Source organism: Pseudomonas sp. NPDC085632 (assembly GCF_044541255.1).
Taxonomy (GTDB): Bacteria; Pseudomonadota; Gammaproteobacteria; order Pseudomonadales; family Pseudomonadaceae; genus Aquipseudomonas.
In genome coordinates this window covers 82,615-107,136 of record NZ_JBITSX010000002.1, presented here as the reverse complement: position 1 = coordinate 107,136, position 24,522 = coordinate 82,615, and the positions used below count along the sequence as shown (strand labels likewise).

The 24,522-nt window shown below is 58.2% G+C and carries 20 protein-coding genes; 9 read left to right on the top strand and 11 right to left on the bottom strand.

Annotated elements, in window-relative coordinates; all coding sequences use genetic code 11:
* Positions 1-771 (top strand): imidazole glycerol phosphate synthase subunit HisF, encoded by a 771-nt coding sequence (gene hisF, locus ACIF4X_RS02330; RefSeq protein ID WP_007909211.1) that lies wholly within the window; start codon positions 1-3, stop codon positions 769-771.
* An 82-nt stretch (positions 772-853) separates the two neighbouring features.
* Complete coding sequence (locus ACIF4X_RS02325; protein WP_397480768.1) at positions 854-1,609, top strand: substrate-binding periplasmic protein; 756 nt, start codon at positions 854-856, stop codon at positions 1,607-1,609.
* On the opposite strand, the gene ACIF4X_RS02320 is transcribed toward ACIF4X_RS02325, so the two are convergent.
* From ACIF4X_RS02320 to gpmI, 5 genes are all read right to left on the bottom strand, one after another.
* On the bottom strand, positions 1,590-2,972 hold the full coding sequence (locus tag ACIF4X_RS02320) for a Vps62-related protein (protein ID WP_397480767.1): 1,383 nt from the start codon (positions 2,970-2,972) through the stop codon (positions 1,590-1,592). The genes ACIF4X_RS02325 and ACIF4X_RS02320 overlap by 20 nt on opposite strands.
* A 115-nt stretch (positions 2,973-3,087) precedes the next feature.
* Entirely contained in the window at positions 3,088-3,864 is a 777-nt protein-coding gene (locus tag ACIF4X_RS02315; RefSeq protein WP_397480766.1) for a divergent polysaccharide deacetylase family protein, read from the bottom strand.
* A 2-nt stretch (positions 3,865-3,866) separates the two neighbouring features.
* The gene (locus ACIF4X_RS02310; protein ID WP_397480765.1) at positions 3,867-5,186 is read right to left on the bottom strand and encodes a S41 family peptidase; all 1,320 of its coding nucleotides are present in this window, start codon (positions 5,184-5,186) and stop codon (positions 3,867-3,869) included.
* A gap of 34 nt (positions 5,187-5,220) precedes the next feature.
* The gene (locus ACIF4X_RS02305) at positions 5,221-6,507 is read right to left on the bottom strand and encodes a murein hydrolase activator EnvC (RefSeq protein ID WP_034153012.1); all 1,287 of its coding nucleotides are present in this window, start codon (positions 6,505-6,507) and stop codon (positions 5,221-5,223) included.
* A 252-nt stretch (positions 6,508-6,759) separates the two neighbouring features.
* On the bottom strand, positions 6,760-8,289 hold the full coding sequence (gene gpmI, locus ACIF4X_RS02300; protein WP_397480764.1) for a 2,3-bisphosphoglycerate-independent phosphoglycerate mutase: 1,530 nt from the start codon (positions 8,287-8,289) through the stop codon (positions 6,760-6,762).
* Between the two features lie 153 nt (positions 8,290-8,442).
* On the opposite strand from gpmI, the gene ACIF4X_RS02295 reads away from it, so the two are divergent.
* The 3 genes from ACIF4X_RS02295 to secB are packed head-to-tail and all read left to right on the top strand — an operon-like array spanning position 8,443 to position 9,655.
* Positions 8,443-8,856, top strand: a complete 414-nt coding sequence (locus ACIF4X_RS02295) for a rhodanese-like domain-containing protein (protein ID WP_008080560.1) — start codon at positions 8,443-8,445, stop codon at positions 8,854-8,856.
* Between the two features lies 1 nt (position 8,857).
* On the top strand, positions 8,858-9,112 hold the full coding sequence (gene grxC / locus ACIF4X_RS02290) for a glutaredoxin 3 (protein ID WP_397480763.1): 255 nt from the start codon (positions 8,858-8,860) through the stop codon (positions 9,110-9,112).
* Between the two features lie 57 nt (positions 9,113-9,169).
* The gene (gene secB, locus ACIF4X_RS02285; protein WP_064117041.1) at positions 9,170-9,655 is read left to right on the top strand and encodes a protein-export chaperone SecB; all 486 of its coding nucleotides are present in this window, start codon (positions 9,170-9,172) and stop codon (positions 9,653-9,655) included.
* Positions 9,656-9,820: 165 nt separating this feature from the next.
* Here the strand turns inward: secB and trmL are convergent, their stop codons facing one another.
* The gene (gene trmL, locus ACIF4X_RS02280) at positions 9,821-10,276 is read right to left on the bottom strand and encodes a tRNA (uridine(34)/cytosine(34)/5-carboxymethylaminomethyluridine(34)-2'-O)-methyltransferase TrmL (RefSeq protein WP_027611265.1); all 456 of its coding nucleotides are present in this window, start codon (positions 10,274-10,276) and stop codon (positions 9,821-9,823) included.
* On the opposite strand from trmL, the gene ACIF4X_RS02275 reads away from it, so the two are divergent.
* The 3 genes from ACIF4X_RS02275 to ACIF4X_RS02265 all read left to right on the top strand — a co-directional run bounded on the left by ACIF4X_RS02275 (position 10,275) and on the right by ACIF4X_RS02265 (position 16,491).
* Complete coding sequence (locus ACIF4X_RS02275; RefSeq protein ID WP_397480762.1) at positions 10,275-10,715, top strand: hypothetical protein; 441 nt, start codon at positions 10,275-10,277, stop codon at positions 10,713-10,715. The two genes, trmL and ACIF4X_RS02275, sit on opposite strands and share 2 nt — an antisense overlap.
* Before the next feature lie 636 nt (positions 10,716-11,351).
* Positions 11,352-14,192, top strand: coding sequence for a leucine-rich repeat domain-containing protein (locus tag ACIF4X_RS02270; protein WP_397480761.1), 2,841 nt, complete (start codon positions 11,352-11,354; stop codon positions 14,190-14,192).
* A gap of 109 nt (positions 14,193-14,301) precedes the next feature.
* Complete coding sequence (locus ACIF4X_RS02265) at positions 14,302-16,491, top strand: leucine-rich repeat domain-containing protein (protein WP_397480760.1); 2,190 nt, start codon at positions 14,302-14,304, stop codon at positions 16,489-16,491.
* Positions 16,492-17,114: 623 nt separating this feature from the next.
* On the opposite strand, the gene ntrC is transcribed toward ACIF4X_RS02265, so the two are convergent.
* The 5 genes from ntrC to glnA form a co-directional block, all read right to left on the bottom strand.
* Complete coding sequence (gene ntrC / locus ACIF4X_RS02260; protein ID WP_007909238.1) at positions 17,115-18,551, bottom strand: nitrogen regulation protein NR(I); 1,437 nt, start codon at positions 18,549-18,551, stop codon at positions 17,115-17,117.
* On the bottom strand, positions 18,548-19,633 hold the full coding sequence (glnL, locus tag ACIF4X_RS02255; RefSeq protein WP_007909240.1) for a nitrogen regulation protein NR(II): 1,086 nt from the start codon (positions 19,631-19,633) through the stop codon (positions 18,548-18,550). Before glnL ends, ntrC begins: the two co-directional genes overlap by 4 nt.
* A gap of 231 nt (positions 19,634-19,864) precedes the next feature.
* Entirely contained in the window at positions 19,865-20,488 is a 624-nt protein-coding gene (locus tag ACIF4X_RS02250; RefSeq protein WP_397480759.1) for a DUF4124 domain-containing protein, read from the bottom strand.
* Positions 20,485-20,997, bottom strand: a complete 513-nt coding sequence (locus ACIF4X_RS02245) for a DUF4124 domain-containing protein (protein WP_397480758.1) — start codon at positions 20,995-20,997, stop codon at positions 20,485-20,487. Before ACIF4X_RS02245 ends, ACIF4X_RS02250 begins: the two co-directional genes overlap by 4 nt.
* A 322-nt stretch (positions 20,998-21,319) precedes the next feature.
* A complete protein-coding gene (gene glnA / locus ACIF4X_RS02240) occupies positions 21,320-22,726 on the bottom strand; it encodes a type I glutamate--ammonia ligase (protein ID WP_008080570.1) in 1,407 nt (468 codons plus the stop codon).
* Between the two features lie 328 nt (positions 22,727-23,054).
* Here glnA and thiI point away from each other — a divergent pair, with 328 nt between their 5' ends.
* Entirely contained in the window at positions 23,055-24,509 is a 1,455-nt protein-coding gene (gene thiI, locus ACIF4X_RS02235; protein WP_034153004.1) for a tRNA uracil 4-sulfurtransferase ThiI, read from the top strand.
* The last annotated feature ends 13 nt before the right edge of the window (positions 24,510-24,522 follow it).

Sequence of the window (24,522 nt, the reverse complement as noted above, 5' to 3'; positions counted from 1 at the left end):
ATGGCGCTGGCCAAACGCATCATCCCTTGCCTGGACGTGGACAACGGCCGGGTCGTCAAAGGTGTGAAGTTCGAGAACATACGCGACGCCGGTGACCCGGTGGAAATCGCCCGTCGCTATGACGAGCAGGGCGCCGACGAGATTACCTTTCTCGACATCACCGCCAGCGTCGATGGCCGCGACACCACGCTGCATACTGTCGAGCGCATGGCCAGTCAGGTGTTTATCCCGCTGACTGTCGGCGGTGGCGTGCGTACCGTGCAGGACATCCGCAATCTGCTGAATGCCGGCGCGGACAAGGTGTCGATCAACACCGCTGCCGTGTTCAACCCGGAATTCGTTGGCGAAGCCGCGCAGCATTTCGGCTCGCAGTGCATCGTCGTCGCCATCGACGCCAAAAAGGTTTCCGGCCCGGGCGAAACCCCGCGCTGGGAAATCTTCACCCACGGCGGGCGCAAGCCGACCGGCCTCGACGCGGTCGAGTGGGCGAAGAAAATGGAAGGCCTCGGCGCCGGCGAGATCCTGCTGACCAGCATGGATCAGGACGGCATGAAAAACGGCTTCGACCTCGGCGTGACCCGCGCGATCAGCGATGCGCTGGGTATTCCGGTGATCGCTTCCGGTGGCGTTGGCAACTTGCAGCATTTGGCTGACGGCATTCTCGAGGGCCACGCCAGTGCTGTATTGGCGGCGAGTATTTTCCACTTCGGCGAATACACCGTGCAGGAAGCCAAAGCGTATATGGCCAAACGCGGCATCGTGATGCGTTAAGCGTCAAATTCCATACAGGCCAGTGGACACCATGGCGCACCCAAGGCACTCTTGGGCACGCCATGGATTTCGGTAGCCCGACATGATCAAACGCCTGCTTCTAGTTCTCGCCAGCGCCTCGATGTTGCTCATCAACACGGCCCGCGCCGAAACCAGTCCCGACACCGATCTGGTGCTCCTCACCGAAAACTTCCCGCCGTACAACATGGCGAAGAACGGCAAGAATTTCGCCCAGGGCGAGAACATCAACGGTATTGCCACCGACATCGTGCGCGAAATGTTCCAGCGGGCCGGCATCACCTACAGCCTGACCCTGCGTTTTCCTTGGGAGCGCGTCTACAAACTGGCTCTGGAAAATCCCGGTTACGGCGCCTTTGTGATGGCGCGTCTGCCGGATCGCGAAAAACTGTTCAAATGGGTCGGGCCGATCGGCCCGGATGACTGGATCCTGCTGGCCAAGGCTGACAGCAAGATCACCCTTGAAACCCTCAATGACGCGCGCAAGTACAAGATCGGAGCCTACAAAGGTGACGCGATTGCCGAGACGCTAGCCAAGCAGGGCCTGAAGCCGATAGTGGTGTTGCGCGATCAGGACAATGCAAAGAAACTGGTCAATGGTCAGATCGATCTGTGGGCAACAGGTGATCCTGCCGGGCGCTATCTGGCGCGGCAGGAGGGTGTCACCGGACTCAAGACCGTGCTGCGCTTTAATAGCGCTGAACTGTATCTGGCGTTGAACAAGGACGTCTCCGACGACGTTGTCGCCAAGCTTCAGGCCGCACTGGATCAGTTGCGCAAGGACGGGATTGTCGACGAAATTATGGGGCGCTATCTGTAACAATCGGTAGTTCCAGCGGTGACGTTACAATCACTTCAACGACACTGGCGCTTTCGTCGACGCCACGTGGTGTGATTTCAGTCGGTTGCGGACACGTGCTGGCGACCTCTATGTGCTCCGGCGGATATTGTGTGAGATGAACGCTTGAGTCGTCGGTATAGCCGAAGTCGACGGCCACTTGAGTGCCGTCTTCACGTATGAGTTTGTAATGGCTCTCCATCTGGTAGACCGCAACGGCAGTCTGCTTCGCAACCATGGCGATGACGACCTGAGGACGCATTTCGTTCCAGCCGCTCGCAGAAGTCTCGGTATGAGTGAAGTGCTCTGGCAAACGGGCCGAAAACTTCGTCACGCGTAGATCGCTCAACGGCACAGAAGGCCAGGCCTTGCCGATTTCAATCGACGTGAAGCTCTTGAATACGCGTAGCCCTGTCGGGTTTTGTGCCCGGTGGGCGATCCATTTGGCCGAACGGGTTTTGCCCGAGGAATTGTGGTCGTAACCAATCAACACGTGTCCGTCGGTTCTTTTCAGCTCGTAATAGGGCGAGTTGACGAATTGCTCTGCGGGATTGACGTGATCTCTGACCGCAAACCAGGGCAGGCGGGCAATCTGAGTGACTTCGACGATTTCTCCACCCGTAGGGTGCACATATTCGTTGAGTGTCGGAGCTTGTGGCTTTGCCGTGATTTGCAGCGGGATCTGCATCCGTAAGGCGTAAGCAGTGTCGGGCGCTGTGGGCTTGCTGTAGGCCTGTATGCCCACAAAGGTGCCTGGAGCAAAACAGATTTCACCTGGTTGGGCTGTAGGTGGTTCTATGGTCCAGGCACTGAAACTGAGTTTTGCCCCCGTACCTTTGTCATTCCACAGCGGATCCCCGACATTTGCCTCCACAACCAGATCGGCCCTCACGCAGCGGATGGTATTGAGTGATGGCTTATTATGGTCGCTGGCGCACACCAGGCCCATGGCGACGTAGCCAACGGGGGGGATCGGGCGCCATATCGATGTGCGCGTAACACTGTGTGTCGGGGACTCTTTCCAGACCAATTCGAAATCGGCAGGCTTGGCCAGTGCGTTGCCTTTACTGTTTTTCGCCCCTTTCAAGTCCTTCTCGCAAACGACTGCCGAGACCATGTCGCCGTTGATGTTTACATTGCCGGGAATGAACACGTCGCCCAACGGAAAGTAACCCGGTAATGCATCTCTGGCGGGGGTGGGTCGCCAAAAAGTGCCAAGTTTTGCCTTTGTACCGTTGGTACTCCAGATCCGATAAAACTCCGTTGTGAAGTTGATCAGCAGGTTGTCGTGCGTGATGGGCTGCATTGGCCCGGGTAGCGAGGCAGCGTTTTCTTCGATAATCATAGTCATTCCTGATAGTTGAGAAGCGGCTCGGGCGAGCCACGACCTGTTGCAGGTCTCACTATCCGGAAGTCAGGAGGATTGCTGGCGGTAACTATGTATAGAGCGTTACCGGGTATTACCGATAAATCCCGTCTTTACCGTGGCCGCTCATGGCGCGATTGCTGCGTACGCTGATCATCTGCTTGATGTCGATCCACTCGATTCCCTGCGCCTTGAGTCTGGGCAATTCACGCTCCAGCACCGCCAGCGTCTGCGGATACGGATGCCCGATCATCACCGCCGAACCCTGCTTGTGCGCCAGGCTGATCGCGGTCTGCAACTGCGTGTAAATCGCTGCTTCGGTGCGCTCATCATCGAGAAATACATCCCGCGACACACTCGCCAGATCGATCTTCTGCGCCTGCTGCGCAGCAACGGTCTGCGCACTGGTACGGCTGTCGACGAAAAACTTGTGCCGGCGCTGCAAATCGGCCATCAACCACGCCATCGCCACTGGTTGCGCAGTCATGCGGCTGCCCATGTGGTTATTGATGCCGGCGGTGTACGGGACCATTTTGAACGCGGCGTTGAGGCGTTTTTCCAGTTCTTCGATCGGCAGTTCGGGATGCCAGGCGTACGGCCCGGTGGCCGGGTCCATCGGCATGTGCAGGATGACGATCTTGCCGGCGCGATGGGCTTCGCGGGCAAATTCAGTGGCGTGCGGGGTGTCGGGCATGATCGCCGTGGTCACCGGGCCGGGCAGGGCCAGCACGCGGCGATCCCGAGGCAGGTTCTGCCCCAGGTCGTCGATGATCAGTGTCAGGTAGGCTTTGTGTGGCTTTGGGCTGACGGGCTCTGCGTGAGCAGCACCCGCCAGACAGCACAACAGAACGCAGACGAAACGCAAAGACATCCTCAACGGCCGGACGTGATGCTCAGCCCTTTGAGCAGGCTCAGGGCCTGGGCCAATTGGTAGTCGTCATCCTGCGGCATGGCTTTGGGCTTGGCGCCGGAGCCGGTCGGTTTGTCCGCGCCACCGTTGCCGTTGCCCAAGTGACCTTGCAGGTCGGCTTCCTTGAAGTAATCGCCATCGGCCTCGCTGGTGATCTTGGCCTTGCGTACTTCGATGTCAGGGACGATGCCCTGGGCCTGAATCGAGCGGCCGTTCGGCGTGAAGTACAGCGCCGTGGTGATCTTCAGTGCGCGATCGTTGTTCAGCGGCAGCACGGTTTGTACCGAGCCTTTGCCGAAACTGGTGGTGCCCATGACCACCGCGCGTTTCTGGTCCTGCAGGGCGCCAGCGACGATTTCCGAGGCCGAGGCGCTGCCACCGTTGATCAGCACGACCATCGGCACCGCTTCGCTTTCGTCTTTACCGGTGGCAGAGAAGCGCAGTTCGGAGTTGGCGATGCGGCCTTTGGTGTAGACGATCAGGCCTTTGGTGATGAAGTGGTCGACCACTTCCACCGCCGCCTGCAACACGCCGCCCGGGTTGTTGCGCAGGTCGAGAATGATGCCGTTGAGCTTCTTGCCGTTGTCCTTGCGCAGCTTGGCCAGGGCTTTGGAAACCTCTTCGCCGGTCTTGACCTGGAACTGGGTAATGCGGATATACGCATAACCGGTTTCCAGCAGTTGCGCCTTGACGCTCTTCACCTGAATCACCGCGCGCGCCAGGGTCACGTCGAACGGCGTGCCGCCATCGCGCACCAGGGTCAGGGTGATTTTCTGGCCGATCTTGCCACGCATCTTGTCCACGGCTTCGGTCATGGTCTGGCCGCGCGTCGGCGCACCGTTGATCTTGACGATGAAGTCGCCGGCCTGAATACCGGCCTTCGACGCCGGGGTGTCATCGATTGGCGAGACCACTTTGATGAAGCCATCTTCAGCGCCAACCTCGATGCCCAGACCGCCGAACTCGCCGCTGGTGCTTTCCTGCAGCTCGGTGAAATCTTCCGGGCCGAGGTAGGCCGAGTGCGGGTCGAGGTTGCTGAGCATGCCCTTGATCGCGTTTTCCAGCAGGGTCTTGTCGTCCACCGGCTCGACGTACGCGGCTTTGATCCGGTCCATGACCTCGGCAAAGGTGCGCAACTCTTCTAGCGGCAGTGGCGCCTTGGAAGTCGCGGCTGTGCCTGCCGGAGCGACGGCCGGGGCTGGTTGCGCGGCGAACGCCAGAGGCGCGCCGATCACCAGAGCGATCGTCAGGGCCAGCGAGGTAAGGCGGGACAAATGCAGCATGTCGAACGAACTCCTAATGTAGGTGACTCAACGCCTATCCTTGCGCGCGGCACCATTGCGCCGGATCACTCGGGTGACCCTGCTGACGAATTGCGAAATACAGCGCTGGTGTGTCCTGGCCGCCACTGTTACCGACAGTGGAGATCGACTCACCGGCTTTTACCACGTCACCGGCCGACTTGAGCAGCGTCTGGTTGTGACCGTAAAGACTCAGAAAACCGTTGCCGTGATCAAGGATCACCAACAGCCCGGCACCGCGCAGCCAGTCGGCGAACACCACGCGACCACCGTGTACGGCATGCACCTGGCTGCCGGCGGAGGCGCTGATCATCACGCCGTCCCACTTGGTACGGGCATCGTCGCCACGGCTTTCGCCGAAGCGTGCCAGCAGTCGACCATCAACCGGCCACGGAAGTTTTCCCCGGGTTGCAGCAAAAGGGCCACCAAAGGTCTCGCCGCTGCTGGAGACCAGCGCGCCGGGAGTGGATCTGGCGGGTTTTCGTGGGGCGTCGCTGTTTTCAGCCTGCGCCTCACGCAAGCGCTTTTTTTCCGCTTCCTGCTGGGCGATCAGCGCTTTCTGCCGCGCTTCTTCAGCCTCACGAGCCTGGCGGGCCAGGGTTTCTTCAATGGTTTTAAGGACTTTAGACAGGTCTGCCTGATCCTGCTCGCGCGCGGCGAGTTTCTGATCGCGGGCCTTCACGTCGTCGTTGAGCTTGGCGAGGACTTGCTGGCGTTCCTTGCGAACATTTTCCAGTTCGTCGCGCTGGGTATCGAGGCTGCTTTTCTGTACCAGCAATTGGGCCTGCTGGGCGGCAATGTCTTTTTCGACGTTGGCCAGCTGGCGCAGGGTTTCGTTGAAGTTTTTCAGCTGTTCCAGGCGGGCCTGGCTCAGGTAATCGTAATAGGTGAGGGTACGGGCGAATTTCTCGGGATTCTGCTGGTTGAGCAGCAGCTTGAGGTATTCCTGCCGACCGTTCTGATAGGCCGCACGGGCCTGAATGGCGATCAGTCGCTGCTGTTCAGTGCGCGCGCTCTGAAGTTTTTTTTTCTCTGCATCGAGTCGCTGCAGCTCGGATTCGCTTTTCTGCAGTTCTTTCTGCAGCGCGTCGACCTGCTTCTGCAGCTTGCCCAGCTCGGTTTCAGTGCCCTTGAGCTCTTTCTGTACGCCGGACTTTTCTTCCTGGACTTTGCTCAGCAGCTTCTTCAGCTCGGCAATGTCCTGACGCGTGGCGTCCAACTGCTGTTGGGTTTGCGCGCGCTCGTCAGCGAAGGCCGGTTGGAGCAGGCAGGTCAGAGCAAGGGCGATCAGGACGCGAAGCATAGGGGCGGGCGGCACCAGGGTAAGGGACGGCCTAGTATGCCCGCCCGAGGCTGCAAAAAAAACGCCCAATTGGGGCTGTGTGATAACTGGAGCAAGCAATAGGCCCGATTCCATTTCGAAAACGCCTTGAACCACTGTGGGAGCTGGCTTGCCAGCGATGGCGTCTGCACATTCAACATAGATGTTGGCTGTCAGATTGCTATCGCTGGCAAGCCAGCTCCCACAGGGTTTTGTGGTGTTTGATCGGGCGTATTACACCAGGATAGACGTGCCAGTCATTTCCGCCGGTTTTTCCAGGCCCAGCAGTTTCAGCATGGTCGGGGCCACATCCGCCAGCACGCCGCCTTCACGCACTTTCAGGTCACGCTTGCCGACATAAATGAACGGCACCGGCTCAGTGGTGTGCGCGGTATGTGCCTGGCCAGTGGACTCATCGGCCATTTGCTCGACGTTGCCGTGGTCAGCGGTGATCAGCGCTTCGCCACCCACTTTTTCCAGTGCCTCAACAATACGACCCACACAAGTGTCGAGGCATTCCACGGCCTTCACCGCCGCGTCAAACACGCCGCTGTGGCCGACCATGTCGCCGTTGGCGTAATTGACCACGATCACGTCGTAACGCTGGTTTTCAATGGCCTCGACGATGCGGTCGGTCACCTCCGGCGCGCTCATTTCCGGCTGCAAGTCATAAGTGGCGACTTTCGGCGACGGGATCAGGATGCGCTCTTCGCCCGGGAACGGTTCTTCACGACCGCCGGAGAAGAAGAAAGTCACGTGTGCATATTTTTCGGTTTCAGCGATGCGCAGTTGAGTTTTGCCGTTTTTCGCCAGATAGTCACCGAGGACGTTTTCCAGGCTGCCCGCCGCGAACGCCGAGGGCGCCGGAATGCTTGCCGCGTACTGGGTCAACATGACGAAGCCGGCCAGTTTCGGCTGGCGTGCGCGTTCGAAGTCCTTGAAGTCGTCCTCGACGAACACGCGAGTCAGCTCGCGGGCGCGGTCGGCACGGAAGTTCATGAACACCACGGCGTCGCCATCTTCGACTTTTACCGGTTCACCGATGGTCGTGGCTTTAACGAATTCGTCGCTCTCGCCGCGAGCGTAAGCAGCCTCCAGACCTTCCTGCGCGGTGGCGGCGTTGAATTCGCTGTTGCCGTCGACAATCAGGTTGTACGCCTGAGCGACGCGATCCCAGCGGTTGTCACGGTCCATGGCGAAGTAGCGGCCGATAATGCTGGCGATGCGGCCCTTGCCGAGTGCCTGGAAGGTTGCGTCGAGCAGTTCGATCGACGAAGCAGCGCTTTTCGGCGGGGTGTCGCGGCCATCAAGGAAAGCGTGCAGGTAGATTTTTTCGGCGCCGCGCTTGAAGGCCAGTTCGGCCATGGCGATCAGGTGATCCTGGTGGCTGTGCACGCCGCCATCGGAGAGCAGACCCATGAAATGCACGGCCTTGCCGGCGGCCACGGCTTTATCCACAGCGGCGCAAATGGTCGGGTTTTCGAAGAATTCGCCGTCACGGATCGATTTGGTCACGCGGGTGAAGTCCTGATACACCACCCGGCCGGCGCCGAGGTTCATGTGGCCGACTTCGGAGTTGCCCATCTGGCCGTCCGGCAGGCCGACGTCCATGCCGCTGCCTGAGATCAAGCCGTTCGGCACGGTGGCCCAGAGGCGATCAAGGACGGGCTTCTTCGCCGCGAAAACGGCGTTGGATTCGGGGCTGTCGCTGTGACCGAAGCCGTCGAGAATCATCAGGACCAAAGGTTTAGGCGTGGTAGTCATGGAATCCACTCGTGGCTAATAAAGAAGAGGGCGATGGAAAAGGGAGTTGGAGTTTAAAGCTAAGTTCCGACCGCGTCACCGCCGGACGGGGTTTGGCCCACCATAGTGGCTGTGTATACTGGCCGACATTTTAACGCCCTGGAACCTCCTTCGATGGTTGCTCACCTGATTGAATTTGCCACTAACCACTACATTCTTGTCGGTATCTTCGTCGTACTGCTGGCTCTGCTGCTGGCGCACACGATGCAGGGCGGCGGTAAAAGCCTGAGCACCGGCGAGCTGACCGCACTGGTCAATAAAGATGCAGGCGTGGTGGTGGACATCCGTCCGGCCAAGGATTTCGCTGCCGGCCACATCGTTGGCGCGATCAACATTCCCCAGGACAAACTGGCTGCGCGCACCGCCGAGCTGGAAAAGCACAAGGCCAAGACCATCATTCTGGTCGACGCTCTGGGCCAGACCGCCGGAACCCACGCCCGCGAACTGATGAAATCCGGCTTCACCGCCGCCAAGCTGTCCGGCGGGATTTCCAGCTGGAAAGGCGACAACCTGCCGTTGGTGAAGTGATATGAGCGAAGTCATCGTCTACTCCAGCGATTACTGCCCTTATTGCTCGCGAGCCAAGTACCTGCTCGAGAACAAAGGCGTGGCCTTCAAAGAGATCAAGGTCGATGGCAAGCCGCAGGTGCGCGCCGAAATGGCCCAGAAAGCCGGACGCACGTCCGTGCCGCAGATCTGGATCGGCAGCAAGCACGTCGGCGGTTGTGACGATTTGTATGCCCTGGAGCGCGCCGGCAAACTCGACGCGCTGCTCAAGGCCTGAACGGCTGCACCCACGTACAGCACTCCCTAAAAGACCCAAGATCGATAAGGATCTGAGATGACTGACCAACAGAACACTGCAGCCAGCGAAGAAGAAACCGCACCGCAATTTTCCTTGCAGCGCATCTACGTACGCGACCTGTCCTTCGAAGCCCCGAAAAGCCCGGCGATCTTCCGCCAGCAGTGGGATCCGGCTGTTGCGCTGGATCTGAACACTCGCCAGAAAGCACTGGAAGGTGATTTCTTCGAAGTCGTGCTGACCCTGTCCGTTACCGTGAAAAACGGTGAAGAAGTGGCCTTCATTGCTGAAGTGCAACAGGCCGGTATCTTCCTGATCAAGAACCTCGATGCGGCTTCCATGAGCCACACTCTGGGTGCGTTCTGCCCGAACATCCTGTTCCCGTACGCGCGCGAAACCCTGGACAGCCTGGTGACCCGCGGTTCGTTCCCGGCCCTGATGCTGGCCCCGGTGAACTTCGACGCTCTGTACGCGCAAGAATTGCAGCGCATGCAGGAAAGCGGCGAGACGCCAACCGTTCAGTAAACGGTCTGGGCTACAACGAAAAAAGCGCCGTAACAGGCGCTTTTTTCTTGGCTGATCGTTCCTACGCTCCGCGTGGGAATGCCTCTGGGGACGCTACGCCTCCAGTGACGCGGAGCGTCACGGGCTGCATTCCCACGCAGAGCGTGGGAACGATCAGGTGTGGTGTTACTTGAAGTCGTTCTGGCGCCAGGCTTCGTATACAGCGACGGCCACGGTGTTGGACAGGTTCAGGCTGCGGCAGCCTTCGCGCATCGGCAGACGCAGGCGTTGCTCGGCGGGCAAGGCATCGAGCACCTCCGCTGGCAGGCCACGGCTTTCCGGGCCGAAGATGAACGCATCCCCCGGGACAAACGCCGCATCATGAAACGGTCGCGAACCCTTGGTGGTGAACGCAAACAATCGCGGGTTGCCCAGACTCTCAAGGCAACTGGCCAGATCCGCGTGACGTTGCAGCGTGGCATATTCGTGGTAATCGAGACCGGCACGGCGCAAGCGCTTGTCGTCCATCTCGAAGCCCAGCGGTTCGATCAAATGCAGGTGGCAGCCGCTGTTGGCGCACAGCCTGATAACGTTGCCGGTATTCGGCGGAATTTCTGGTTGAAAAAGGATGACGTGAAACATGCACGGCTCCGAAGGTAAAGATGAGCGGCATTCTACGCCGCCTGTGGACAACCGTTCGAAACTATTCCCGCGTGTCATCGGTTCGCTGGCGATTGTCGGCTTGATGATCGGTTTGATGATCGGCCGCCTGACCACGCCGGACCCGACTGTTCTGCAGCAAGTTGAGGTGACGGAACAGGGGCTGGTGGTGTGGTTCAACAATGAGCCAAAGCTGCACGGCGAGATCATCGATGGCACCGTGGCGCTGCTGTTTCAGGCTGAAGGCCAGGCGCAGAAGGGCCAGCTCAAGCTCAACGGCAAAGACGTCAACTGGCGTACGCGCAAAAGTGACGGCGGATTGCTGTTGACGGTACTGGCGGCGCGGCCATTACAGGGCGACTGGGCTGGCAGCAAGGTCGACGAGCGTTGGCGGCTGGAGATTCGCTTGCAAGCGAACTGATCGCAAAGCTGCCGCCTCTCTCCGATTCTCCTACGTTTCCTGGCGTTGTTTCCCGCTTCGCCAGTCTGCCTTTCCTATCTCCTTCAACACCTGTGCACGCTATCGTGCGCTGCTCCTCTAAACCGGCAGGATGCCAAAACCATCGTCCCTTCGCGTGAATGCCAGGGGCGACTTTTTCAAGGATGAAAAAACATGCCAGTAAAACCACCTACCGGTGGCAGTAGCCACGTGAGAGTGGATGCGTCCACCAGTCCGACCCGACCGGCGGAGGTGAACATTGAGCTTCCCGGTCCATCGGGCCGCTGAGGTTCCGGCTCAGATATCTTTCCCGATAATCAGCAGTCGCGAGCCGGGGGATCCGGCACTACAGACATTGATGCCGTCCACCCGACGCCGGCCGTCGTCGTACACACGGTTCCCGTTCAAACTCCTCGACTGGCACCTCAGCCGTCGCTGGATCATTACGTCATCCCCGCCAAGGCGTTACTTCCAGAAGCCAACGAAGAAGGATTAAGGGTTTTCAACAATCGTGCCTACGCTGAGGTGGCCGATGGCGTTTTTGTTCCTGTCGCCGTGGATCCGAAGACTGGATTGCATCATGCCCGACGGCCAAGCGAGCTGCTTTTAGGCCCGGTGATGTTGCGTAACGTCGATAATGGTTTTTGGTACCAGCGTACGCTCGTCAAGCCCGCCAGCCGAGCGCAGGTGCAAAGATACTTTCCGGAAACAACTGACATCGACGCCGATGCTTTCATCGCCCGGTTTGGCGACGAGGATGTAGCAGAGGTGGAACTGAAGCGGATCGAGCGAGAGCTCCTTGAAGTGGGCTACTCTGATATCAGCGAGGAAATGGCGAGCAAGCTACGCAGACTTGCCAGGTGGCAGGGCGAACCCAGCGAGCGCGTCTATCACGAGGGCCGACTAGTGGGTTTCAAGATGGATATCGATCTTGGTGCCCGGCAATCCGGTTTTCCTGTCAGAACAAAATTCAACGCTGTTGTCGCTCTTACCCTGAGAGCGGGTGAACATCTATTCTCGTATCATTTATCTGCGCAATTTCCCAACATTGAAAGTCTGACGGTAGTTGGCTTGCCATCCACTCGCCCTTTCAATAACTCTGCATCGAGGCTCAATATTGAGCTAGGTTTCGTTCTCGAGTTGGAAAAGCTTCCCCGTCTACGCGAGCTGAATCTGCAAAACTGCATTTTGCCAGCCGGGTTCTCGCTGACAAGCATGACCGAGCTGCGAGCTCTGGCACTTGGCAACATTCAGGGAATGACGGATTTGAATGCCGTAGTGAATGGCCTGCCGGGGCGGTTGAGCTTGCAGGTTCTCGATCTGCAGCGGAATGCGTCCTTGAAAGTGGCACCTGACGTGACGGGGATGGCCGGGTTGCGTGTATTGGATCTGACGCAGACCGGTATAGAACAGCTCCCGCTCGGGCTTGATGCTGACAACGGGCCGTTACGACTGGAGGTATTGAAGCTCGGCGATAATGCGCTGTCTGCTATGCCTTCACTGAAAGTCAGGACTGCGCTGCAGGAGCTGGATCTTTCCAGCACCGGTCTGGACAGGTTTCCGGAGGGCGTCACATCCGATAATCCCGGGAAAGTGCTGAATCTTTCGAATAACCGTATTACATCGATCCCCGAGTCCGTTGAAATCAGAGCGGGCTTCAATCTCATGGGCAATCCCATAACGGATCTGGCGACCCTGCGGCGGCTGAGGGACGCGCGTATAAAAACAGGCATCGACATTTGGCTGGGAAAAAGAAGTACTGATAGCTCGCCAAATGCGTGGCTACGACATTTGCCGCTAGAGGAGCTGTCTGAGAATTTGAACGTTTGGAACAGTTATGGCCATTCTTTGTCAGGCGTGAGGCAAATCGTCTGGGACCTGGCTCGTACCCCCGAATTTCATGTTGAGCGCCCGCTTTTGCAGCAACGGGTCTGGCAGTTTTTCGAGCGTTACAGAAAGGCTGAACCCGGCGTCAAGGCCAGGCTGGAGAGCATTTTGTGGAATGAGCCCAGTCCCTTGAAAAAGCTGGAAAGACTGGAAGCAGAAACAGGGCTGTCAAGCGAACCACTGCCAGCGGACCCGGTGCAGCGCAGTGATACCGGCAGTGACGTTGGGCACTTGCTCGATGCCGCTGAGCCAACCACCCGAGCGCAGGTCCGGAAATACTTCCCGGACGTGACCGATCAACAAGCCGATCACTTTCGCGTGCACTTCGGTGACAAGGATGCGGCAGAGGTTGAGCTCAAACGGCTCCAGCTTGGACTTGCTCAACTGGACTCAAAACTGCGCCTTTGGACGAGTTCCTCGGGGTTCTACGGAAATGAATTAGGTCCCACATTGCGCCGTCTGTACACGTGGCAAGGGGAGCCTGACGAGCTGGTCTTTCACGATAAGCGGCCGGTGGGTTTCAAGCTGTCTTCGACTCTTTCGGTATGGCCAGATCATTGGGCACTACCAACACCCTTCAACTCCGTCGTTTCCCTTGAACTAAGTGGGTTACGCATGCCTCTTCCGGAAGGTTTTCTTTCAGCTTTCCCTAATCTTGAAAGTCTGGGGGTGGTTTTCGGATATGGAATGACTTCTGATAATCCCGGCCTGCGGCTCACCGTGGAGCCGGGCAATATTGAAGGCCTGGCAAGGCTTGCGCGGTTACGAGAGTTGAAGCTGCAACGGGCTAACTTGTCGCCTGATTTTTCGGTGGCCGGCATGACCGGGTTGCGTTTATTGGATCTGGAGCAGAACGGACTAACCCACCTTCCAGGACTCAATGCCGATAACGGGCCGTTGCGATTGGAAGTATTGAAGCTCAGCCATAATCGGCTGTCTGTTGCGCCTTCAGTCAAAGGAATGACCGCGCTGAAGGAGCTGGATCTTTCCAATTCAGGAATAGACAGATTTCCGGAGGGCATCACCAACGAGATTCCCGGGAAAGTGTTGAATCTGGCGAACAATCGCATTACATCGATTCCTGAATCCGTAGAACTCAGAGCAGGCTTCAATCTTATCGGCAATCCAATTACGGATCCGGCCTCCCACCGGCGTCTGATACATGCACGTATCAAAATAGGCATCGATATCTGGCTGGGAGATGCAAGTCATGATCGCTCGGCAAATCTTTGGCTGCGAAATGTGCCGCCGGGAAAAGAGTTAACTGAAAAACTGAAGCTCTGGGACAGCTTCGGCCCTGACTCGCGTCTGCTGGACGCGATCCGGCAACTGAGTCGAACACCGGAGTTTCATGTCGAGTATCTGCTTTTGCAGCGACGGGTCTGGTCGTTCCTCAAGATCTACGGCGAGCGCGGATCTGGCGAGCAGGCTCGGCTCGACAACATTTTGCTCACCGAACGGAGCCCCGGAAAAATGCTCGACAGGCTGGAAGCCGAGATTCGGGAATATGACTCTGGGCGGCAAAATCCGCCGCTGCATCATTTGCCCAAGCGTCCGAGACTTGATCCGTAAAAGTCTCGACGGCTAATACAGAAGCGTGGCGCTCTATTGATACCGGCAGGATGCCAAAACCTTCGTCCCTTGCGCGAATGCCAGGGGCGACTTTTTCAAGGATGAAAACATGCCAGTAAAACCAACTTCCGGTGGCGGTAACCGCGTGCAAGTGGATGTTTCCGGCAGCTCGAACCGGCCACCAGACGTGAACACTTCACTCCCCGGCCCGTCAGGGCACAGACGTTCAGATGTCTACTTCGATAGTCCGCCGCCGCAAGCGGGCTCGTCCAGGGTTACCGACGCAGATATCACTTCTACGACTGCGGCCATAGTGGTTCATGCGGCTCCCGTTGAAGTCCGTCCTCCTGCACCTCAATTGTCCCTGCAGGATTACCTGATCAACCCCGCAGAAAACCTTTCAGCAGCCAACGGAGAAGGTTTACGGATTCACAACAAGCGCACCTACGTCGATCTGGTTGATGGCGGCACTGTTCTTGTTGCCGTGGAGGCAAAGTCCGGATTGCATAAGGCGCGACTCTACACTGAACGGCTGCCGTCAGGGCCGGTGCTGCTTCGCGATACCCGCAGCGGCCTTTGGTATCCGCGTGGGGTCGTTGAACCCACCACCCGAGCCCAAGTCCAGAAGTACTTTCCGGAGGCGACCGATCAACACGCGGATGACTTCATCGCCCGGTTCGGTGACAAGGATGCGGCAGAGGTGAAACTCAAGGATCTTCAGCTTGGGTTTGTCAGGTTGCACCACGAAATCAGCGCCTGGGAGGCCACCTACAAGGGCAGCGCCGACCACGAGCGCAACAGACGACTTGCGATCGGGGACAAATTTCGTCGGTTGTATAAATGGCAGGGGGACGAAAGCGAGAAAGTCTACCGGGACGGGCGGCTGCTGGGCTTTGAGTTGGAGCTCGATCTTGGGACTCGCGCCAACCTCAATTTGCCGATTTTTTCCAAACGACTGGACTCGGTTGTTTCTCTAAGCCTGAAGGGCAGCGTTGTACGTAATCTGGGAGATTTTCTATCCACGTTTTCTCATGTTGAAACCCTCAAATTGAACGAATTCGGCATACGCGGTAAAGAATTACTGGATGCTATCGCCATGATTTCAGAGTTGAGAACCCTGAGTATTCAGCACACCAATCTAAGACCGCTGCCTCCCGCTGAATTGCAATTCAAAGTGTTGCCCCGTTTACAAGAGCTGGACCTGGGCGACTGCACCATACAATCCGCTCTGTCAGTGTCCGGCATGACGGAGTTACGAGTGTTGAAGGTCAGTAACTCTTATTTGCTTCAGTTGCCTGAAGGGCTGAACGACTTGGCCTTGCGCTCACGTTTGCGAGTGCTGGATCTGCATGATGATCGATATCTGCAGGGGGCCGTTACGCTGTCCGGTATGTCCGAGTTGCGGGTATTGGATTTGTCGGGTACCAACATGAGTCCAGACTTCGATGGGTTTGATTCCAAGGCCGGGCCATTGCCGTTAGAGGTATTGAAGCTGGCGAGCATTCCGTTGCGGGATGCGCCGTCGCTCATGGCAATGCCTGCGTTACGGGAGTTGGATCTCTCGCACACCCTGATAAAACAGCTGCCTGCCGGGCTGGGGGCGGAGGGGGGGCCGTCAAGGCTGGAGGTATTGAAGCTCAGTGGAAATCCTCTGTCTTCCGTGCCAACGCTGGAAGGCATGACAGCGCTGCGGGAGGTTGATCTGAGTTATACCGGAATAGACAGGTTTCCAGAGGGCGTCACGCGTGAGATTCCCAAGGACCGCTTACGTCTCTCCAATAATCTAATAAAGTCGATCCCCGACACCATCGAACTCAGGCAGGGTTTTGAACTGATTAACAACCCGATATCCGACCCCGCTTCGCTTCGCCGACTAATGACTGCACGTCGACAAACAGGCGCTGACATCTGGCTGGGGGGGGAGTTGCCCAACTATCCGCTGCGGATAGATTACTGGATGAAAGATGTACCCGCGGAGCAGTCCCAGGAAAAGCATGATCTTTGGGAGTGGTTCAAACAGGATCGTCAACACTCGCAAATTACCTCGAGCATGGCAAAACTGACCCGAACGCCTGAATACCAGATCGAACAACAATCTTTGCAGCTTCGGGTCTGGATGTTGCTCAATAACTACAGGAAAGCCGACCCGGTTGTTCAGGAGCTAGCAAGAGCAATTGGAAATTACGAGCATAGTCCAGCAAGGATGCTGAACAGGATGGAAGATGAAATACGCAAACATCGCGAAGGCGGCGAACCCGCCCCTGCATTGCCCAAGCGTCCTCGATTGACACCGGGCTGAACGCCTCGCCATGAGTTGTAAAAGCGGGAATCCCTGACCTGCCTGTATCAGGGTTCCCAAAAGGGTGGACTTCGCTTGCAGCGTCGGTCCGGTATAAAGAGGGAACCCCCGGCCTGCCTGTACCAAGGATCCCAAAAGGGTGGGCGCATCGCGTTGCGGTGCGCGCCGGTGTAAAGAGGGGAATCCCCGGCCTGCCTGTACCAAGGTCCCCGAAAGGGTTGGTGAATCGAATCACCTGTCAGAGGTATTGCAGGGGGCGTGCCAGGTTTTAATCTGTTGAAACAAAAAAGCTGGTCAGAAACGCGAAAGCCCCGGGGTTCGGGGCTTTCGTGTTTTTGGAGAGTGGTTTTGTCGGTGTTTTCAGAACGCAGGGTGCAGATGCGGCTGTGCGCGATCACGGGTCATTGTGCATTGATGCGGTGCAAGGTGGCCCCTCACCCTAGCCCTCTCCCAGAGGGAGAGGGGACTGACCGAGTTGCCCGGTCAAAATAAACCGACCTGAAATACCGAGCCGAACTCAGATTTTGAACATCACATAAATCGGCTCCCTTCCCCCTCTACCCCTTGGGGGAGAGGGCTGGGGTGAGGGGGATGGATCCTGAGCACACAACAATTCTCAAGCGTTAACCCTCATCCCCCTCATCATCATCCCCGCCATCCACCTTCATGCCCAATTCCTTGATCTTGCGCGTCAGGGTATTACGCCCCCAACCCAGCAACACCGCTGCATCACGACGGCGCCCGGCGGTGTGCTTCAGCGCCGTCTCGATCATGATCCGCTCGAACGCCGGCACCGCGCTGTCGAGCAGACTCGACTGGCCACGCGCCAAGGCTTGATCAGCCCACTGACGCAGCGCCTGCTCCCAGTTGGTCACGGGCGCTGAATCCTGCGGCAGGTTCAGCAGTTCTGGCGGCAGGTCGCTGATGTGCACTTCGCGCCCGGACGCCATCACCGTGATCCAGCGGCAAGTGTTCTCCAGCTGGCGCACGTTGCCGCCCCACGGCAGGTTCTTCAGGTATTCCTCGGTCTCGCTTTTCAGCAGTTTCGGCTCGACTGCCAGTTCCTGCGCGGCGCGGCTGAGGAAGTGCTTGGCCAGGGTCGGGATGTCTTCACGACGATCCGACAGGCGCGGGATGTGGATGCGAATCACGTTGAGGCGATGGAACAAGTCCTCACGGAATTTGCCGGCGTGCACCAGGGTTTCCAGATTCTGGTGCGTCGCGGCGATGATGCGCACGTCGACCTTGACCGGCACATGCCCGCCAACGCGATAGAACTCGCCATCAGCCAGAACGCGCAGCAAACGGGTTTGCGTGTCCGCCGGCATGTCGCCGATTTCATCGAGGAACAGCGTGCCGCCATCAGCCTGTTCGAAGCGACCGCGACGCAGGTTGGCTGCGCCGGTGAACGCGCCTTTCTCATGGCCGAACAGCTCGGACTCCATCAGATCCTTGGGGATCGCCGCCATGTTCAGCGCGATGAACGGCGAGGCCGCGCGCGGGCTGTGGCGGTGCAGGGCGTGGGCGACCAGTTCTTTACCGGTACCGGATTCGCCGTTGATCAGCACGGTGATGTTGGAGTGGCTCAAGCGCCCGATGGCGCGAAACACTTCCTGCATCGCCGGCGCTTCGCCGATGATTTCCGGGGTGCGGGTCAGTGCCGGCACCACTTCCAGGCCTTGCTGCTCTTGTGCGTGCTGATTGGCGCGCTTGACCAGCGATACGGCCTCATCGACATCGAACGGCTTCGGCAAATACTCGAACGCGCCGCCCTGATACGAGGCGACAGCGCTGTCCAGATCGGAGTGAGCGGTCATGATGATGACCGGCAACCGTGGGTGCTGCTCGCGAATGCGCGCCAACAGGTCGAGTCCGCTGGCACCTGGCATACGAATGTCGGAAATGATCACGTCAGGTTGCTGACGGGCCAGACGACTCATCACGCCATCGGCGCTGTCGAAGCTCTGGGTGGTCATGCCTTCCTGCTGCAAGGCCTTTTCCAGAACCCAACGGATAGAACGGTCGTCATCGACGATCCACACGGTTTCACTACGGCTCATGTCGATGTGGCTCCTTGTTCCAGTGGCAGAAAGATCGAGAAGGTGGTGTGGCCTGGATGGCTGTCACACTCGATCAGGCCCTGATGCTGGCTGATGATGTTCTGGGTAATGGCCAGGCCCAGCCCGGTACCGTCCGGGCGACCGCTGACCATGGGAAAGAAAATGGTTTCCTGAAGTTCCGCGGGGATCCCCGGGCCGTTGTCGATGATCTCGATCTTGGTCACCAGTCGATGGCGGACGTGGCCGATGGTGAACTGGCGCATGGTCCGGGTGCGCAGGCTGATGCGGCCCAGACGCAGCTCGTTCTGGCTGCTGATCGCCTGCATCGCGTTGCGCACGATGTTCAACACGGCTTGAATCATTTGCTCGCGATCAATCAAGACGTCGGGAATGCTTGGGTCGTAATCGCGCACCAAGGTGATGCAGCCCTGACTTTCGGCTTCCACCAGTTGGCAGACGCGTTCGAGCACTTCGTGGACGTTGCACATCGCCAGCGACGGCAGCTTGTTCGAGCCGAGCATGCGGTCGACCAGATTGCGCAGGCGGTCGGCCTCTTCAATGATCACGTTGGTGTAATCGCGCAGGCTGTCTTCCGGAAGCTCGCGGGCCAGCAACTGCGCAGCGCCACGGATGCCGCCCAGTGGGTTCTTGATCTCGTGGGCGAGGCCACGCACCAGCATCTTGCTGGTTTCCTGCTTGGACAGTTGAGCTTCTTCCTTGGTGATCCGCAGCAAGCGGTCACGCGGGTGGACTTCCAGCAGGAGCATGGTCGCGCCGTTGCTGAGGATCGGCGTCACCGCGTAATCCACGGTCAACGTCTGGCCGGTGAGGGCGGTGAGCATCGCTTCGCGCTTGGTGAACGGGTGCGCCTGCTCTACCGCTTGGCGCAACGAATTCAGCGCTTCTGTGGATTCAGTGAACAGCTCACTGATGAACTGCCCATGGCTACGCTGCCCGCTGATGGCGAGCAGCATCTCCGCCGCCGGGTTCATGTACTCGAGGCGCAATTCGGCGTCGAGCAGGATGGTGGCGGTGGTCAGGTTGTCGAGCAGCAAACGGTGGATTGCGTCGCTTATGGTCATCGGAGCCTCTTTTGGGGGCGGAGCGTGCGCAAGTAACAAGCGTCGGTGAACGGAAAATGCAAAAACCAAACCAAGGCTCCGAAAAGAAGCGCTTAACCCGTGAAACAGGCGTTTGACGCTCGTTTGCGTGGCACAGGGCCAGCTCTCGCGAGTAGTTTCGAACCAAAATGGGTTGGAATGTGAGTACGGTGCAGTCTATTGCACCAATATAGTGCGCAAAGCTGAACGACGTTAGAAGAACCGCAGGAAGGGGTTTTTCGGCTCGGGCGGTTTGTCTTTCAGTGAGCATTCCGGACGGATGCCGTAATCGTCCTTGGCGCAGGGTTTGACCTGGCGTTTCTGTGCGAGGGAGATGCGTAGCATGTGAAACGGCTGGTTGGCGGTGCGTTCGACGGTACGGCCTTCGGCGTCGAGAATTTCGACGGAAAGGTTGTGGCTGCCACGGTCGATATTGTTCAGCGGAAACACTGGACTCAGGCCGGGCTCGCCGGTGGCCTGACCGTCCAGTAGCAGGCGATAACGATGACCGCGTTGCAGGCCCGGCTCGCTGGTGACACTGACAATGATTTCCCCTGCACTGCTGCGAATCGTGGCATCGGGTTCGGGCACCAGAATGCGCAGCATGTCGTAGTGGAACAGCGGCTGCTCCGGGGACTTCTTCGCCGTGGTGATCGGCGCGGCGGCCGTTGGATTGGCCGACATGCGATTGCTGGTCGCGATAGGTACGCGCTTGGCGTTGCCGTGCGGTTGATCGGTAAACACGCGATTGCCTTGGGCGTCGGTGTAGGTGAAGACCTCGGCTGAAGCCTGCAGTGTCAGCAGCGCCAATACAGCGATGAGCCACGCGCGGATCATGGCTTGTGCACCCGCTGCACGCTTAGCGCCACTGGCGGGCTTTGCTGGATGATCGTCTGCCCGTCAATCACCTGCACGGCCAGTCGATGCTCACCCCGATCAACATTCACCAACTGCAGGATTGGCACGTTGCTCGGCTGACCGTACGGTTCATCGTCGAGCACCAGCCGTAATTGATGCGGCGCCTGCAGACGCGGTTTGATCAGCACATTGACAGTGAAGGTGCCGTTGTTGGCCCGCAAGGCTTCTTCAGTGGGCAGGCCGGCCAGTTCAAGAATGTCGTAGGCATTGCGCGCAGGCTCACGATTGTCGGGCTCAGGTGCGGCCGGTGCGCTCGGCGCTTGCGGCTCGACCCGATTGAGTGGCGGCAACTCCACCGGCTGCGCTTGCACGCCGTCCGGCGAGTGATCGCTGTACACCGTGTTGCCGTTGGCGTCGGTGTACTTGTAGATCTGCGCGACGGCGGGCAGGGCGATCAGCAGCAGAATGTAGAGAAGCGTGCGACCCATGAAATCGACCGGGATTGAAAGCGATGGGGTGCAGCATAGGACAGGTGCGGCGGTTGGCCCAACTCGGTAAACATCTGGTAACGCCCTCACCCTAACCCTCTCCCAGAGGGAGAGGGGATTGACCGTGTTTCTCTGACAAATTTCATCGACCTGAAATTGCCATGTGAACTCAGGTTCGGAAAAGCATGGAGATAAGTCCCCTCTCCCTCTGGGCGGTCCGACGTTTCGGGAGGGTTAGGGTGAGGGGTTTTTGATCTGCAATAAAAAAGGCCTCCCGAAGGAGGCCTCTTTTTGTCACGCCGAGAAACGCGGCGCTACCGGATCAGCAGCTGTAGTACAGCTCATATTCCAGTGGGTGTACGAAGGTGCGAACCTTGATTTCTTCTTCCGATTTCAGCGCGATGTAAGCGTCGATGAAGTCGTCGGAGAACACGCCGCCCTTGGTCAGGAACGCGCGGCCCTTGTCCAGCTCTTCCAGGGCTTCTTTCAGGCTGCCGCAAACTTGCGGGATCTCTTTCGCCTCTTCAGGCGGCAGGTCGTACAGGTTTTTGTCCGCCGCGTCGCCTGGGTGGATCTTGTTCTGGATACCGTCCAGACCGGCCATCAGCAGTGCTGCGAAGGCCAGGTACGGGTTGGCAGCCGGATCCGGGAAGCGTGCTTCGATACGGCGGGCTTTCGGGCTCGACACGTAAGGAATGCGGATCGAAGCGGAACGGTTGCGAGCCGAGTAGGCCAGCATTACCGGAGCTTCGAAGCCTGGCACCAGACGCTTGTAGGAGTTGGTCGCCGGGTTGGTGAAACCGTTCAGGGCCTTACCGTGTTTGATGATGCCGCCGATGAAGTACAGAGCGGTATCGGACAGGCCGGCATAGCCTTCACCGGCGAAGGTGTTCTTGCCGTCTTTCCAGATCGACATGTGTACGTGCATGCCCGAACCGTTGTCGCCGTACAGTGGCTTCGGCATGAAGGTCGCGGTGCGGCCGTAAGCGTCAGCAACGTTGTGCACAACGTACTTCAGGGTTTGGGTTTCGTCGGCTTTCTTCACCAGAGTGTTGAACTTGACGCCGATTTCGTTCTGGCCGGCAGTCGCCACTTCGTGGTGGTGAACTTCGACGGTCAGGCCCATTTCTTCCAGTGCGTTGCACATGGAGGTACGGATTTCATGGTCGTGGTCGAACGGTGGAACCGGGAAGTAGCCGCCTTTGACGCCTGGACGGTGACCCTTGTTGCCGCCTTCGATGTCCTGGTCGGACATCCACGAACCTTGCTCGGAGTAGATCTTGAACATCGAGCCGGAAATGTCCGACTTGAATTTCACCGAGTCAAAGATGAAGAACTCTGGCTCTGGACCAGCGAACACGGTGTCACCGATACCGGTGGCTTTCAGGTGCTCTTCGGCGCGCTTGGCGATCGCACGTGGGTCGCGGTCGTAGCCTTGCATGCTCGAAGGTTCGATGATGTCGCACACCAGAATCAGGGTGGCGTCTTCGGTGAACGGGTCGAGAACGGCCGTTTCGTCAACCGGCATCAGGATCATGTCGGAGGCTTCGATGCCTTTCCAGCCAGCGATGGAGGAACCGTCGAACATTTTGCCGACTTCGAAGAAGTCGTCGTCCAAAGCATCGCGAGCCGGCATGGTCACGTGGTGCTGAGTACCTTTGGTGTCCGTGAAGCGCAGATCAATCCACTTGACGTCATGATCTTTGATGAGTTGAACCGTCTTCGACATATGTCCTCCGGGTGGCTTCGGGCTTGGTAGTGGATGCCCTTGAATTTGGTTGATGCCGGCGCGAATACTCTGCCAAGGCAACCTGCCTCACAAGGGAGCAAATTGCATGCCAGTGCCCCAGCATGGGTTTTTTGCCCCAAATTCACGCTTATTAAGGCTCGAAACGCCTGAAAGCTAAAAATCTCGCCCTTTAATGTAGCGTCACAAATCGAAAATGACCTGTTTTGGTGCATGCAAAACCTTCTGCACATTAACTGGTTAAACCTTGAGCAATTTCCGCTATAATCCGCGCCCCCCTTTTTCGGCTGGCCGTTCGCGCGCTGTTTTCATGAAACTAATCGTAAAAGTCTTTCCCGAGATCACCATCAAAAGCCGACCTGTCCGGACGAAATTCATCCGCCAGTTGGCCAAGAACATCCGCACCGTGCTCCGCGATCTGGACCCGGCCGTGGTGGTGAACGGTGTGTGGGACAATCTCGAGCTGGAAACCCGCGTTACTGACGCCAAAGCCTTGAAAGAGATGGGTGAGCGCCTGACCTGCATGCCAGGTATCGCGCACTTTCTGCAGATCGACGAGTACCCGCTGGGCGACTTCGACGACATCACCGAAAAGTGCAAACAGCACTACGGTGATGCGCTGGCCGGGAAGATTTTTTCGGTGCGCTGCAAGCGTGCCGGCAAGCACACGTTCAGCTCGATGGATGTCGAAAAATATGTCGGCAGCAAGCTGCGCCGCGAGTGCGGTGCCGCCGGTATCGACCTGAAAGCGCCGGAAATCGAAGTGCGCATCGAAGTTCGCGACAAACGGTTGTTTGTTATCCACAGCCAGCACAACGGCATCGGCGGTTACCCGCTCGGCGCTCTGGAGCAGACGCTGGTATTGATGTCCGGCGGCTTTGACTCGACCGTTGCGGCGTATCAGATCATTCGTCGCGGCCTGATGACCCACTTCTGTTTCTTCAATCTGGGCGGTCGTGCCCATGAATTGGGCGTGATGGAAGTCGCGCATTTCATCTGGAAGAAGTACGGCAGCTCGCAACGCGTGCTATTTGTCAGTGTTCCGTTCGAAGAAGTGTTGGGCGAAATTCTCGGCAAAGTCGATAACAGTCATATGGGCGTCGTATTGAAGCGTATGATGTTGCGCGCGGCTTCCAACATCGCCGACCGCCTGCAGATCGAGGCGCTGGTCACGGGTGAGGCGATCTCCCAGGTGTCGAGCCAGACGCTGCCGAACCTGTCGGTGATCGACTGTGTGACCGACAAGCTGGTCCTGCGTCCGCTGATCGTGGCGCACAAGCAGGACATCATCGACACGGCCAACGAGATCGGTACCGCCGATTTCGCCCGGCACATGCCGGAATACTGCGGGGTCATTTCGGTCAATCCGAAAACCGCCGCCAAACGCGGTCGCGTTGAACACGAAGAGAAAGAATTCGACATGGCAGTCCTCGAGCGTGCGCTCGAAAACGCCAAACTGGTGCCGATCGATCGGGTGATCGACGAATTGGGCCAGGACGTACAGATTGAAGAAGTCAGCGAAGCACTGGCCGGCCAGATCGTTATCGACATCCGTCACCCGGATGCCGCCGAGGATGAGCCGCTGGAACTCGCTGGCGTAGAAGTACAGACGATGCCGTTCTACGCAGTGAACGCTCGTTTCAAGGAGCTGGATCCGACTCGCCAGTACCTGCTGTATTGCGACAAAGGCGTGATGAGTCGCCTGCATGCTCACCATTTGCTCAGTGAGGGGCATGCCAATGTGCGCGTTTATCGACCGAGCTAAGTGCCCGGGGCTG

Coding starts and splice junctions, on each gene's coding strand:
- hisF (WP_007909211.1), top strand. CDS start 1: ATGGCGCTGGCCAAACGCATCATCCCTTGCCTGGACGTGGACAACGGC.
- ACIF4X_RS02325 (WP_397480768.1), top strand. CDS start 854: ATGATCAAACGCCTGCTTCTAGTTCTCGCCAGCGCCTCGATGTTGCTC.
- ACIF4X_RS02320 (WP_397480767.1), bottom strand. CDS start 2,972: ATGATTATCGAAGAAAACGCTGCCTCGCTACCCGGGCCAATGCAGCCC.
- ACIF4X_RS02315 (WP_397480766.1), bottom strand. CDS start 3,864: ATGTCTTTGCGTTTCGTCTGCGTTCTGTTGTGCTGTCTGGCGGGTGCT.
- ACIF4X_RS02310 (WP_397480765.1), bottom strand. CDS start 5,186: ATGCTGCATTTGTCCCGCCTTACCTCGCTGGCCCTGACGATCGCTCTG.
- ACIF4X_RS02305 (WP_034153012.1), bottom strand. CDS start 6,507: ATGCTTCGCGTCCTGATCGCCCTTGCTCTGACCTGCCTGCTCCAACCG.
- gpmI (WP_397480764.1), bottom strand. CDS start 8,289: ATGACTACCACGCCTAAACCTTTGGTCCTGATGATTCTCGACGGCTTC.
- ACIF4X_RS02295 (WP_008080560.1), top strand. CDS start 8,443: ATGGTTGCTCACCTGATTGAATTTGCCACTAACCACTACATTCTTGTC.
- grxC (WP_397480763.1), top strand. CDS start 8,858: ATGAGCGAAGTCATCGTCTACTCCAGCGATTACTGCCCTTATTGCTCG.
- secB (WP_064117041.1), top strand. CDS start 9,170: ATGACTGACCAACAGAACACTGCAGCCAGCGAAGAAGAAACCGCACCG.
- ACIF4X_RS02275 (WP_397480762.1), top strand. CDS start 10,275: ATGCACGGCTCCGAAGGTAAAGATGAGCGGCATTCTACGCCGCCTGTG.
- trmL (WP_027611265.1), bottom strand. CDS start 10,276: ATGTTTCACGTCATCCTTTTTCAACCAGAAATTCCGCCGAATACCGGC.
- ACIF4X_RS02270 (WP_397480761.1), top strand. CDS start 11,352: ATGTTGCGTAACGTCGATAATGGTTTTTGGTACCAGCGTACGCTCGTC.
- ACIF4X_RS02265 (WP_397480760.1), top strand. CDS start 14,302: ATGCCAGTAAAACCAACTTCCGGTGGCGGTAACCGCGTGCAAGTGGAT.
- ntrC (WP_007909238.1), bottom strand. CDS start 18,551: ATGAGCCGTAGTGAAACCGTGTGGATCGTCGATGACGACCGTTCTATC.
- glnL (WP_007909240.1), bottom strand. CDS start 19,633: ATGACCATAAGCGACGCAATCCACCGTTTGCTGCTCGACAACCTGACC.
- ACIF4X_RS02250 (WP_397480759.1), bottom strand. CDS start 20,488: ATGATCCGCGCGTGGCTCATCGCTGTATTGGCGCTGCTGACACTGCAG.
- ACIF4X_RS02245 (WP_397480758.1), bottom strand. CDS start 20,997: ATGGGTCGCACGCTTCTCTACATTCTGCTGCTGATCGCCCTGCCCGCC.
- glnA (WP_008080570.1), bottom strand. CDS start 22,726: ATGTCGAAGACGGTTCAACTCATCAAAGATCATGACGTCAAGTGGATT.
- thiI (WP_034153004.1), top strand. CDS start 23,055: ATGAAACTAATCGTAAAAGTCTTTCCCGAGATCACCATCAAAAGCCGA.